Raw genomic sequence first — 13,148 nt, forward strand, 5'->3', positions numbered from 1 at the left:
ACTGACGTTGTGCACGCAACGATTTGGCGGAGCGACGACATGCTGCTCGCTGCATCGCACAACCGACCGCGCTTGACACGGGCGCGCTGCCCGCCGTAAATTGCGCTGGCAGATCTAGATAAGAGACTATCTGTAAGATGGTCTCTCCATGCGTCGATCGCATCTGCAATGTCGAGCCTCTTACAGAACAAATATACGGAGGCCGATTGTGCGAACGATCGCGGTCAAGCTTCATGGCATTGAAGACGTCATCTCCTTTCTCGACTCTCGCCCCGGTATCGCGGGCAGGGCGGGGCTCGTCTGGTGGCTGTCGCTCGGCGGGCTGTTTCTCGATGCATTTTCCAACTCGGCATTGAGCGCCGGCCTCGGGCCGATGACGCGCGAATTGCATCTGTCGGCCGCGCAGGTCGCGTGGATGACGTCGTTCGCATCGTGGGTCGCGATCGCGTTCAACCCGATCGGCGGCTGGATGGCCGACCGCTGGGGGCGCGTGCGGCCGCTGATCGCCGCGAAGCTGCTGTCGGTGATCGGTGCATTGCTGGTGGTGTTCGCGCCGGATTTCAATACGATTCTCGCTGGCCGCTTCTTCGTCGGGATGGCATACGGGATCGACTTCGCGATCGCGATGGCGATGCTCGCGGAGTTCACGCCCGGCCGCCTGAAAAGCCGCCTCAATACCTGGCAGGGCATGTGGTACACGGCCGTCTGCCTGAACCTGCTGCTCGCGTTGCTGTTCCATGCGTGGCAGGTCGGCGATTCGATCTGGCGCTACTCGGTGGCGGCCACCGCAGTGTTCGGCGTCGCGATCCTCGCGCTGCAATGCGCGTTCCTCGTCGAAAGCCCGATCTGGCTCGCGCGCAAGGAGCGGCTCGACGACGCGGCGCGCGCGATGACGCGCATCTACGGGCAGGCGTTCGCCGCAGCGCCCGCGCATGAACGTACGCCGATCGTTAATCCCGCCACGCGCGGCCTCGCGAACGTGTTGCTGATCTTCCGCGGCGTCTACCTGCCGCGCACGATCCTCGCCGCGACCGTGCAGATCGGCCAGTCGATCGAATACTTCGCGATCGGCTGGTATCTGCCGCTCATCAGCGCCGCACTGTTCGGCACGGACTTCGTCTATGCGACGCTCGGCGCGCTCGTGTTCAACCTGTTCGGGATCGTCGGCGGCTTCTCGTCGTCGACGGTCGGCCGTCGCATCGGCCTGCGCCGCGCGTCGGCGATCGGTTTCGCGGCGGTCTGCGCGATGCTGGTCGTGCTCGGGCTGTTCCATGCGCGCATGCCGCTATGGCTGTCGGTCGTCGTGCCGTCGCTGTTCATCCTGTTCCACTCGGCCGGCCCCGGCGCGAACGGCAAGAGCCTGTCGTCGCTGTCGTTTCGCGGCGAGTTGCGCGCGGGCGCGAACGGCATCGTCGGCGCGCTCGGCTCCATCGGCGCGGCGCTCGGCCTGCTGGTGTTTCCGCTGTTTCGCGCGCGCTACGGCCTCGAACACACGTTCCTGATTCTCGCGGTCGTGCCGTGCGTCGCGAGCGCGATCTGCTTCGCGATCCGCTGGGACCCGACGCGCACGACGATCAATCCCGACAACGAACCCGACGCGCCGCACTTCGACGACGCGCGCGCCACGTCGGCCTTCCTGAAACCCGCCATCGAGAAAACGCAGCGATGACCGATTCCCGAAACGCCATTCTTGCAATCGACGAAGGCACGTCCGGCACGCGTGCCGCGATCGTCGATGCGAGCGGGCACGTATCGTGCCTCGAATACCTGCCGCTGTCGGTCGAGAGCCCGCAGCCGGGTGTCGTCGAACAGGACGCGAACGCGATCCTCGACAAGACGCTCGCGGTCTGCCGCGCGACGCTCGCGCAGGCACACGCGCAGCACGTGCGCATCGTCGCGCTGGCGCTCGCGACGCAGCGGGCTACCGCCGTGCTGTGGGACACGCGGACCGGGCGCGCGCTCGTGCCCGCGATGGTCTGGCAGGACACGCGGCATGCGGCCGAGCTCGACCGTCTCGCCGCCGACTGGGATCACGTGCTCGTGCCGAAGGTCGGCCGGCCGGCGGGCGTGCGCTCGCCGTACTTGTGGGCCGTGCACCAGATGCGCGCGTCGCAGGCGGTCGCCGACGTGCATCGTGCGGGATGCCTCGCGTTCGGCACGATCGACACGTGGCTGCTGTGGCATCTGTCTGATGCGCGCGAGTGCGTGACGACGCCGACCCATGCGACATCGGCGAGCGCGTACCTGCTCGGCGAGCATCGCTACTTCGACCCGTGGCTCGACGCGCTCGGCTTTCCGCGCGAACTGCTGCCCGCGCTGCGCGAGGATGCCGATGCGTTCGGCCGCACGCGCCGGGACGTGCTCGGCATCGACGTGCCGATCCTCGCGTGCGCGGGCGACCAGTTCGCGGGCGCGGTCGGCCTCGGCTGCGTCGAGCGCGGCCAGGCGATGTGCGTGCACGGCACCGGCAGCTTCGTCGACCTGCTGACGGGGACGGCGCGTCCCGACGCCGGATCGCACGCGCAACCCGGTCACGCGCACGACGGCACGCTTGCGATGACCGCGCGGCGGCACGGCGGCGTGTCGCATTACTCGCTCGAAACCTTCGTCGCGACGACCGGTTCCGCGCTGCGCTGGGTGTGCGAAAAGCTGCGCTGGTTCGACGATCCCGCGCAGATCAGCGCGCTGGCGGGCACCGTGCGGTCGGCGCGCGGCGTGACCTTCGTGCCTGCGCTCACCGGCCTGCGCGTGCCGCGGATGGAGCCGAACGCGCGCGCGTTGCTGTCGGGCATTTCGATCGCGACGACGCAGGCCGAAGTCGCGTACGCGGTGCTCGAAGGCATCGCGCATTCGGTCGCGTCGTGCATGGAGGCCAACCAGGCCGTGGCGCGGGCCGACGTGTCGGAGCTGATCGTCGGCGGCGGCCTGGCGGGCAGCGACACGCTGCTGCAGATCCAGGCCGACGTGAGCGGCGTGCCGGTGCGCCGGATGCGCGAAGGCGATCGCGCGAGCCTGCGCGGCGCGGCGTTTCTCGCGGGCGCGTCGGGGCTGCTGTGGGATTCGCTCGACGCGGCCTGCGCGACGCTCGTCACCGACGCTGTCTTCGAACCCTCGATCGATGCGGACTGCCGGCAGCGCCGGCGCGCGGCCTGGCATGCGCGGATCGCGTCCGAGCTCGCGCACGCGGCCGATTTTGCTCACGCGTAAGCACGGAGAACGACCAGCATGATGTTTTTGCCATCCAGAAAACCGAAGACGGACCGTGCCGGCATGACGGGCACCGAGCCGTTGCGCGTGAACCGCGACGAGCACCTGGCGCGACTCGAGACGGACACGTTCGACGTGCTGATCGTGGGCGGCGGCGTGACGGGCGCGTACGCGGCGTTCGATGCGAGCCTGCGCGGGTTGCGCGTCGCGCTCGTCGAGAAGAGCGATTTCGCGTCGGGCACGTCGTCGAAATCGTCGAAGATGGTGCACGGCGGGCTGCGTTATATCGAGCAGGGCAATCTCGGGCTCGTGCGCCATTCGCTGCTCGAGCGGCAGCGGCTGCGGCGCAACGCGCGCCATCTCGTGCAACGGTTGCCGTTCCTGTTCCCGGTGATGGAGCGCGAAGGCGTGTTCGACCGGCGTCTCGCGAAAGCCTTCGAAAGCCTGCTGTGGACCTACGACATCGCCGGCGGCTGGCGCGAGGGCATCCTGCACCAGAAGCTGACGAAGGCCGAGGTGCTGTCGCATTGCCCGACCTTCAACGAAACGTACCTGACGGGCGGCTTCATGTATTTCGACGCGCGCGTCGACGATGCGCGCCTGACGCTGAACCTCGTGCGCACGGCCGCGTTCCACGGCGCGGCGGTGGCGAACCACGCGCGCGTGGTCGAGCTGACGCGCGACGGCCACGGCAAGGTCGACGGTGCGATCGTGCATGCCGACGGCCGCGAGCGGCGCGTGCGCGCACGCGTGGTCGTGATGGCGACCGGCGTATGGCTGCGCGACTGGACCGGCGCCCGCAAGGGCGACACGTCCGCGTTGCAGGTGCGGCCCGCGAAGGGCGTGCACGTCGCGATCCCGTGGCTGAAGATCCGCAACGACTGCACGGTGACGATCCCCGTGCCGGGCCGCAACCGGCGCGCGACGATCACGCGCTGGGGCAACGTGTCGTATCTCGGCACGACCGACGAGGACTACGACGGCGATCTCGACGACGTGCACTGCACGCGCAAGGAACTCGATTTCCTGCTCGAAGGCGCGCGCTCCGCGCTGAAAGCCGACCTGAGCGCGGACGACGTGGTCGGCAGCATCGCGGGATGCCGGCCGCTCGTCGGGCCGCCGGGCGGCAAGACGATCGAGATGAAGCGCAATCACGAGATCCATGTCGCGCCCGACGGGCTCGTGACGATCGTCGGCGGCAAGCTGACGACGTCGCGGCACATGGCCGAGCAGACGATCGACACGGTCGGCAAGCTGCTCGGCCGCCATACGCGCTGCCGCACCAAATCGGCATACCTGCTCGGTGCGGCCGGCTACGACCCGCAGGCGATCGTCGCATCGGGCGGGCTCGCCGCGCATCTCGGCGAACGCTACGGTACCGAAGCGCGCTTCGTCGGCGATCTCGCCGATGCGACGCCGTCGCTGCTCGTGCCGATCGTCGAAGGGCTGCCGTACAGCGAAGCGGAAGTGCTCTATGCGGTGCGTCACGAATTCGCACGCAGCGTCGACGACGTGCTGTCGCGCCGCACACGCGCGCGGCTGATGGCGCGTGACGCATCGGCGCGCGCGGCGCCGCGCGTCGGCGCCATCCTCAAGACGGAGCTCGGCTTGTCCGATGCGACCGTCGCCAGCCAGGTGCGCGACTACGTCGCCGCCGTCGCACTCGAAAAATCCATCCTCATGGGAGATAACGGATGATCAGCAAGGAAGCCATCAAGCGCGGCTACAACCGCGGCAACTACGTCGTCGGCGCGCATACGCCGCCGCATTATTCGCTGAATCTGCCGGCGGCAGGCTGCACGCCCGCCGAAGCGGGCATGCAGCGCGCGCCGGTCGAGGTATCGTCGCAGCAGGTCGACGCGTTGCGCGCGGTGGCCGACGAAGTGCTCACGCAACCGGCCGACGTCGTCGCGTGGACGCGTGACTGGTGGGCCGCGTCGATGGTCGCCGAGACGGCCGGCCGGCCCGCGACGCCACATGCGGTGATCGTGCGCGTGTCGACGGTCGAACAGGTGCAGGCCGTGATGCGCATCGCGCACGCGGCGACGATTCCGGTGACGGCGTCGGCCGGCCGAAGCAACGTGACGGGCGCGGCGTTGCCCGTGCGCGGCGGCATCGTGCTCGACGTGTGCGGGCTGAACCGGCTCATCGGCGTCGATGCCGAAAGCCAGATCGTCGACGTCGAAGCCGGGATGTTCGGCGACGTGTTCGAAGAAGCGCTGCAGCGCGAGCACGGACTGACGATGGGGCACTGGCCGTCGTCGTTCGGGATCAGCACGGTCGGCGGCTGGATCGCGTGCCGCGGCGCGGGGCAACTGTCGACGCGCTACGGCAAGATCGAGGACATGGTGTTCGGGATGGATGTCGTGCTCGCGGACGGCAGCCTGGTGACGCTCGGCGGCTATTCGCGCGCGGCGGTCGGCCCCGATCTGCAGCAGGTGCTCATCGGCAGCGAAGGCACGCTTGGCATCATCGTGCGCGCGCGCCTGAAGTTGCACCGGCTGCCCGACTACGGCCGCGCGATCGCGTACGGCTTCGATACGTTCGCGGCCGGCCTCGACGCGTGCCGCGAGATCCTGCAGCGCGGCGCGAACCCGGCCGCGCTGCGGCTCTACGACGCGCTCGAAAGCGGCGTGCAGTTCGGGCTGCCCGACACGAACGTGCTGCTGATCGCCGACGAAGGCACGCGCGAAATCGTCGACGCGGTGATGGCGATCAGTGCGCGCGTCTGCGACGACGGCGGCCACACGCTGGACGGCGATGCGATCTTCGAGAAGTGGCTCGACACGCGCTACCTGACCGGCAAGAGCGCGGAAGGCTTCAAGCGCAGCCCGGGCTTCGTCGCCGATACGCTGGAGATGTGCGGCCGCTGGCGCGACCTCGCGGCGATCTATCGCGACGTGGTGGCCGCGCTGCAGGCCGTGCCGGGCACGCTGGCCGGCTCGGCGCACCAGTCGCATGCGTATGCCGACGGCGCGTGCCTGTATTTCTCGCTGCGCGGCGACGTCGCGGTGGCCGAGCGGGGAGCATGGTATCGCGCCGCGTGGGACGCAGCGAACGCGGTGCTGATCCAATACAATGCGACGTTGAGTCATCACCACGGCGTCGGGCTGTTGCGTTCGCCGTACATGCGCGATTCGCTGGGCACGGCGTTCCCGGTGCTGCAGACGGTGAAGCGCGCGCTCGATCCGAAGCACATCCTCAACCCCGGCAAGCTCGGTCTCGGCGACGAGACGGGCCCGCACGTCGACCGGTAAACGTCATGGACAAGTCGCTGGGCGCGCGTCTCGCCCGTCATCCCGTCATCGCCACGCTGTACGGCGCCGAGCAGGCCGACAGCTTCATCGACAGCGAGGCGGAGGTCGGCATCGTCGCGAACGTCGACCTGCGCCGGCTGCAGGCGGTGGTCGCGGCGCTCGCCCGGGCCGGCAAGTTCGTGATCGTCAACATCGACAGCTGCGATGGGCTGTCGCAGGACAAGGGCGGCGTCGAATATCTGGCCGATATCGGCGTCGCGAGCCTCGTGTCGACGCGCGTCGCGACGATCCAGCGTGCGAACCGCGCGGGGCTCATCACGATGCAGAAGGTGTTCGTGACCGACCGCTCGACGTGGCCGCGCAGCATGAAGGCGATCGAGCAGAGCGATCCGAACCTCGTGCAGCTGATGCCCGCGCCGATGCTCGCGCACCTGAGCGAAGCCGACCGGCAGGCGCTGCCGCCGATCGTGGCATCCGGCTTCGTCGGTAACGCGGACGACGTGCGCAGCGCGCGGCGGCACGGCGCGCTCGCGGTGTCGACGAGCGACCGCGCGTGGTGGAATTTCGACCCGTCGTCGTGACGGGTTCCCGTCGAACATGGAGCGCAGCATGAACGAACCCTACCTGCAGGTCATCGCACATTACTTCGCGAAGCCCGGCAACGGCGACCGCGTGATCGAACTGCTCGCCGAGCTCGCGCCGGCGACGCGCGCCGAGCCGAAGAACCTCGACTACGCTTATTTCCGGTCGCCGGACGATCCCGACCATATCCTGATCCTCGAACGGTACAGCGACGCGGACGGCCTCGACGTGCATCGGGAAACGCCGCATTTCCAGCGGATCGGTGTCGGGGCGATCATTCCGTTGCTCGATCGCCGCGACGTGTCGCGCTACATGGTGCAGCCGGACACCGGCACGGCGACGCCACCGGGAGGCACCCGATGAACCCGTTTCAATTCCGTACCGTTCCGACGCAGATCGTCGAATTCGGCGCCGCGCGCCGGCTCGGCGCGTTGTTGCGCGAACGCTTCCCGGCGCTCGTGCGGCTGTGCGTCATCACCGATGCGTTCCTGCATCGCAGCGGCGTGCTCGCGCCCGCGCTGGAGAGCCTCGCCGCGCACGGCTGGCAGGTCACCGTGATCGACGACGTGATCGCCGATCCGCCCGAGCACGTGGTGCTCGAAGCGACCGCGCGGGCCGTCGCGGCCGATGCGGAGATCGTGCTCGGCCTGGGCGGCGGTTCGTCGATGGACGTCGCGAAGCTGATTGCGGTGCTCGCGCCGGGGCAGCAGGCGCTCGCCGACATGTACGGCGTCGACAAGGTCGCGAGCGCGCGGCTGCCGCTCGTGCAGATCCCGACGACGGCCGGCACGGGTTCCGAGGTGACGGCCGTGTCGATCGTCACGGTCGGCGAGGCGCGCAAGATGGGGGTGGTGTCGCCGCACCTGTTCGCGGACGTCGCGATCCTCGACGCCGAACTGACGCTCGGCCTGCCGCGCGCGGCGACGGCCGCGACCGGCATCGACGCGATGGTGCATGCGATCGAGGCCTATACGTCCACGCGATTGAAGAACCCGGTATCCGACATGCTGGCGGTGCAGGCGCTGACGCTGCTGTCGCGCAACCTGCTCGCCGCCTGCGACGACGGTCACGACCGGCACGCGCGCGAGGCGATGCTGGTCGGCGCGATGTTCGCGGGGCAGGCGTTCGCAAATGCGCCGGTCGCGGCCGTGCATGCGCTGGCCTATCCGGTCGGCGGCATCTTCCACGTGCCGCACGGGCTGTCGAATGCGCTCGTGCTTCCACACGTGCTGCGCTTCAATGCGCCGGCCGCCGCGCCGTTGTATGCGGAACTCGCGGCGATCGTCGCGCCGTCGGCGACGGGCAGCGACGAAGCACGCACGCACGCGCTGATCGGCGAGATCGACCGGCTGATCGTCGCGACGGGCATTCCGCGCACGCTGCGCGAAGTCGGTATCGGGGAGGGCGACCTGCCGAGGATGGCGTCGGACGCGATGCTGCAGACGCGCCTGCTCGTGAACAATCCGCGCGAAGTGATGGAGGCCGACGCGCTGGCGATCTATCGGCAGGCGTGGTGACGCGGCCGGCGTGAACGGCCGCCGGGCCGCGGCGCGATGCCGCTGGCCGGCCGGGCGCGACTATTTCAGGTCGCGATCCTTGCAGGTCGGCTCGAACTCGCCGTCGAAGTACTGATACAGGTGTACGAGCAACTTGTTGCCGTCGACCTTGCGACCGAGGTAATGCGTGCCTTCCACTGACGTGCAGGTCGAGAACGCGAGTTGCAGGCCGCCGTCGAGCACCGCTTGCGGGTGTGCGCCCTGACGCACGAAGCGCGCGGCGCCGGCGACGCCGAAGCCGCGCGTATCCGCCGGAACCGACTTCGGCAGCGACAGCGCATACGCGGCGATCGTGCGATCGTCGTGCAGGCTGTCGAGGATCTGGTTGCCGGGCTTGGCGGCGGGCCCGGTAATCGTCGCGCAGCAGCGCGCGACGCCCTTGTCGTCATCCGGCAGCACCTGCAGCGACGTGCCGGCCGCGAGGTGCGTGTTCGGCGTGTAGTAGACGCCGTCGGCGACGACGCCGACCTGCTGCGCATGCGCGGCGATGGAGACGGCAAGTGCCGGGACGATCAGGAGCGGACGAAGCGGTCGGATGGGCATGATGGCGGCGATGATACACGTCGTGCGCGAGGCCGGCGAGCGCGCCGCGCCATTCGTCACGATGCGCGTGCGGCCTGCCGCGCGGGCCATGCGGCGACGCAGGCGCACGCCAGCGCGACGGCCACGAGGCCGCATCCGGCCCACGGCGTGTCGAGCAGCGCATCGCGCTCGACCAGCACGCCGCCGAGCGCCGAACCGAGCGCGACGCCCGCGTGCATGGCCGACACGTTGATGCCGACGCTCGCATCGGCCAGCGACGGTGCGGCCTGGATCAGGTAGTTCTGCACGATCGGCGAGATCGACCAGCTGATGCCGCCCCACAGCATCATCGCGGGCACGAACGCGAGCGGCGACACGCCGGCCGCCGGCAGCATCGCCATCGCGACGAGAAACACGGCCGGGCACGCGCACAGCGCGCGGGACGCGCCGAGCCGGTCCGAGAACAATCCGCCGAGCCACGCGCCGGTCACGCCGGCGATCCCGAACGCGACGTACAACCCTTCGAGCGCGGCCGCGCCGGGCGACAGCACGGCCTGCAGATACGGCGTGAGATACGCAAACAGCGTGAAATGCCCGCCGATCATCGCGATGGAAACGAACTGTGCGGCCAGCAGCCGCGGGCGCGCGAGCACGGCACGATAGGACGGCGCGGCCGGCGTGCCGGCCGAACCCGGTGCAACGGCAGCAGCCGGCGCCATGCGCGGCAGCCGGCGGCCGAGCCAGATCCCGAGCGGCAGCGCGGGCACGGCGATCGACACGAATACCGCGCGCCAGCCGGCCCACTCGGCGATCCGCATCCCGATCGGCACGCCGAGCACGAGCGATGCACTGATGCCCATGAACACGATACCGATCGCGCGGCCGCGTTGCGATGCCGGCGCGAGTTCGGCCGCGAACCGTGTCGCGACGAGGATCAGCGTCGCGCAGCTCGCGGCCATCAGCACGCGCGCGGCGAACAGGCTCGCGTAACCGGGGCTCGCCGCGGCGAGCAGGTTCGCGGCCGCGAACGCGCCGAGCGACGCGAGCAGCGCGGTGCGCCGCTCGACCCGCGAGACACAGGCGGCCGCGACGAGCGCGGCGAGCGCGAACACGGCGGAGAAGATCGTGGTGAGCTGGCCGGCGGCTGCGATCGATACATGCAGGCCGGCGGAGATGGCCGGCAGGATACCGACGCAGATGTTTTCGGCGACGCCGGCCAGGAACACGGCGGCGGCCAGCAGGTAAACGCGAACGTCCAACGCAACCCCCTTCTGTACGCACGACGCGACAGCGCCGGGCAGGGGCGGGGCCGCATCGGATCGAATCGACGGATGGGTTTCGAGGCGAAGCTTCGGTTATCCCGGAAAGCAGGACGGTACCGCACGGTCAGGCGCTGCGCAAGTGCCGTTCGGGCGGCTGCCGTCGCGGCGCGATGACTGCCGCGACGGTGCGGGAGCAGGGCTCGGCGCCCGCGCCCGCACCCGCACCGCGCGGCAGGCGGTCTCGAAGAAGGGCAGCGTGCGGCTGCCCGGCGGGCTTACTTGCGCGATGCGTCGGCGCCGGCCGCCACCACGTAAGCCGATGCCTGCTTCGTGCCGTCCGGCTTCGTCTGCAGGTAGACGCCCTGGATCTCCGGTTCGAAGCCCGGCAGCGCGTTGATCCCCGCTTCGAGCGCGCGGAAGTAGTCGAGTGCCGGGCCGCCCCAGGCTTCGCCGGGCACCACGCAGAAGATGCCGGGCGGATAGGGCAGCGCGCCTTCGGTCGCGATCCGGCCTTCGATGCGATCGAGTGTGACGAGCTCGACGTTGTTGCGGATCAGCTCGGTATTCGCGGCCTGCGGCAGCATCGCCTGCTTCGGGAACTGCGCGCGCCGGAACATCTGCTTCTGCAGGTGCTTCATGTCGTGGCTGCGGTAGAAATCGTGCATCCGCTGGCACAGCTGCCGCAGGCGCATTTCGCCGTACAGCTCCGGATACGCTTCGCACAGCGACGGAATCGCCTCGCGCAGCGGCGTGTCCTGGTCGAGATGGCGTTCGAACTGGGCGAGGTGCGCGACCAGATGCTGCAGCTTGCCGAAGCTCTCCGACGGCGTGAGCAGGAACAGGATCGTGTACAGGTCGGCCTTCTCCGGTACGACGCCGTGCTCGCGCAGGTAGCGCGCGAGGATCGGCGCCGGCGCGCCGAACGCCGCGTATTCGTGCGTGTCGCGATCGATGCCGGGCGTCGTCAGCAGCAGCTTGCACGGATCGACGAAGTACTGGTCGTCCGCGTAGCCTTCGAAGCCGTGCCACGTGTCGCTCGGATGGAAGCGGAAGAAGCGCAGGTCGTCGACGATCTGCTCGGTCGGGTAGTCGGCCCACGGGCGGCCGTCGATGCTTTGCGGGACGAACGGGCGGATCTGCCGGCAGGTCTTCAGCAGCAGCTTGCGCGCATCGACGCCGTGCGCGACGCAGTCGCGCCACAGGCGCTTGCCGGCCGGGCCCGCGTGCATCTGCGCGTTGACGTCGAGCGCCGCGAACATCGGGTAGAACGGGCTCGTCGACGCATGGATCATGTACGCGTTGTTGAAGCGTCGATGATCGCAGAAGCGCTTCTGGCCTTCGATGTGGCTGTCCTTCTTGTGAATCTGCGAGGTCTGAGAGAAGCCGGCCTGCTGCTTGTGCACCGACTGCGTGACGAAGATGCCGGGATCGTCGGGGCCAAGCTCCAGCATCAGCGGTGAGCAGTCCTGCATCATCGGGATGAACTGCTCGTAGCCGACCCACGCCGAATCGAACAGGATGTAGTCGCACAGATGCCCGATCCGGTCGACGATCTCGCGCGCGTTGTAGATCGTGCCGTCGTAGGTGCCGAGCTGGATCACCGCGAGCCGGAACGGGCGCGGCAGGTCGGCGCGCTCGGGGCGACGTCGCGGACCGCATCGCGGATTCGCGTTTCGTCGAGCGCCGCGCTGTCGACGCCGCCGATCAGGCCCCACGCGTTGCGCGCGGTTTCGAGGTACACGGGCCGCGCGCCGGACAGCACGAGCGCGCCGAGGTGCACCGACTTGTGGTTGTTGCGGTCGAACAGCACGAGATCGTCGGGCGCGAGCAGCGCGCTCGTGACGACCTTGTTCGACGTCGACGTGCCGTTCAGCACGAAGTAGGTCTTGTCCGCGTTGTAGATCCGCGCGGCGTTGCGCTGCGCTTCCAGCGCGGGGCCTTCGTGGATCAGCAGGTCGCCGAGCCGGACGTCCGCGTTGCAGAGATCGGCGCGAAAGAGCGTTTCGCCGAAGAAGTCGAAGAACATCCGGCCGAGCGGGTGATTCGAGAAGAACTGGCCGCCCTGGTGGCCGGGGCAGTCGAATTCGACGTAGCCGCGCTGCACGTAGTCGCGCATGACCTTGAAGAATGGCGGCAGCAGGCTTTCGCTGTAGATGTCGGCCGCGGCGGAAATCTGCCGGCCGTAGTAGTGGCGGCCGCCGTGCCGAAGCTGGATCACCCCGCTCGCGCTCGGCAGGACCGACGGCGGCACTTCCTGGTCGGGCTCGACCGCGACGAAGAACGGAATCGCGAAACCGGTTCTTTGCAGCGTCTTCAGGACTTTCTGCGCCGAATCAATTCCGACGACGATTGCCGCGATATTCGTGAAATCGGTCTGAAATACGTCGACCTGTTCGTGCGTGGTGAGGAAGGCGCCAATCAGCGCCGGCTCGACTGCGATTTTCAACAGGCTCACGCGAACTCTCCCGTAAATGAGCGGAAACGGGAGCGGCATTCGCGTTGGCGCGTAATCGGACACGCGCCGCCATCGATTGAAACGCTCCCGTGAATGCTGGCTGCACGCCGCACGAACCATGCCCGTACGGCGAGGCGCAGCCGATCGTAGCAACAAAACATGGCGAATTCAATCGACCCGGAACGACAATGTCGCCTCAGGATGAGATCGATCAAATAATCGGGAATTAGCGTGTTGCAATGCACATAAAAATGAACGAAGCGTGAAAGCCGCTTTGAAAGCGATCGACAGTTTCACCGAGTCGTCG

At 68.6% G+C, this 13,148-nt stretch carries 9 protein-coding genes and 1 pseudogene; 7 read left to right on the forward strand and 3 right to left on the reverse strand.

Annotation, left to right across the window (positions count from 1 at the left end; genetic code table 11):
• Positions 1–208 precede the first annotated feature (208 nt).
• The 7 genes from BBJ41_RS18545 to BBJ41_RS18575 are packed head-to-tail and all read left to right on the forward strand — an operon-like array spanning position 209 to position 8,563.
• Positions 209–1,669: an MFS transporter gene (locus BBJ41_RS18545; RefSeq protein WP_069747824.1), complete on the forward strand. Its 1,461-nt coding sequence runs from the start codon at positions 209–211 to the stop codon at positions 1,667–1,669.
• A complete protein-coding gene (locus BBJ41_RS18550; protein ID WP_069747825.1) occupies positions 1,666–3,207 on the forward strand; it encodes an FGGY family carbohydrate kinase in 1,542 nt (513 codons plus the stop codon). The genes BBJ41_RS18545 and BBJ41_RS18550 overlap by 4 nt, the downstream gene beginning before the upstream one ends.
• Before the next feature lie 18 nt (positions 3,208–3,225).
• Complete coding sequence (locus tag BBJ41_RS18555; RefSeq protein WP_069747826.1) at positions 3,226–4,905, forward strand: glycerol-3-phosphate dehydrogenase/oxidase; 1,680 nt, start codon at positions 3,226–3,228, stop codon at positions 4,903–4,905.
• A complete protein-coding gene (locus tag BBJ41_RS18560; RefSeq protein ID WP_069747827.1) occupies positions 4,902–6,464 on the forward strand; it encodes an FAD-binding oxidoreductase in 1,563 nt (520 codons plus the stop codon). The genes BBJ41_RS18555 and BBJ41_RS18560 overlap by 4 nt, the downstream gene beginning before the upstream one ends.
• Before the next feature lie 5 nt (positions 6,465–6,469).
• Complete coding sequence (locus BBJ41_RS18565; RefSeq protein ID WP_069747828.1) at positions 6,470–7,045, forward strand: glycerol-3-phosphate responsive antiterminator; 576 nt, start codon at positions 6,470–6,472, stop codon at positions 7,043–7,045.
• Positions 7,046–7,073: 28 nt separating this feature from the next.
• Complete coding sequence (locus BBJ41_RS18570; RefSeq protein WP_069750255.1) at positions 7,074–7,409, forward strand: putative quinol monooxygenase; 336 nt, start codon at positions 7,074–7,076, stop codon at positions 7,407–7,409.
• Entirely contained in the window at positions 7,406–8,563 is a 1,158-nt protein-coding gene (locus BBJ41_RS18575) for an iron-containing alcohol dehydrogenase (protein ID WP_069747829.1), read from the forward strand. Before BBJ41_RS18570 ends, BBJ41_RS18575 begins: the two co-directional genes overlap by 4 nt.
• 60 nt (positions 8,564–8,623) lie before the next feature.
• Here the strand turns inward: BBJ41_RS18575 and BBJ41_RS18580 are convergent, their stop codons facing one another.
• The 3 genes and pseudogenes from BBJ41_RS18580 to BBJ41_RS18590 form a co-directional block, all read right to left on the reverse strand.
• A complete protein-coding gene (locus BBJ41_RS18580; RefSeq protein WP_069750256.1) occupies positions 8,624–9,145 on the reverse strand; it encodes a hypothetical protein in 522 nt (173 codons plus the stop codon).
• A gap of 56 nt (positions 9,146–9,201) precedes the next feature.
• Positions 9,202–10,383: an MFS transporter gene (locus BBJ41_RS18585; RefSeq protein ID WP_069747830.1), complete on the reverse strand. Its 1,182-nt coding sequence runs from the start codon at positions 10,381–10,383 to the stop codon at positions 9,202–9,204.
• A gap of 278 nt (positions 10,384–10,661) precedes the next feature.
• Positions 10,662–12,841: pseudogene (locus BBJ41_RS18590) on the reverse strand (ornithine decarboxylase).
• Positions 12,842–13,148: the final 307 nt, after the last annotated feature.

Source organism: Burkholderia stabilis (assembly GCF_001742165.1).
Lineage (GTDB): Bacteria > Pseudomonadota > Gammaproteobacteria > Burkholderiales > Burkholderiaceae > Burkholderia > Burkholderia stabilis.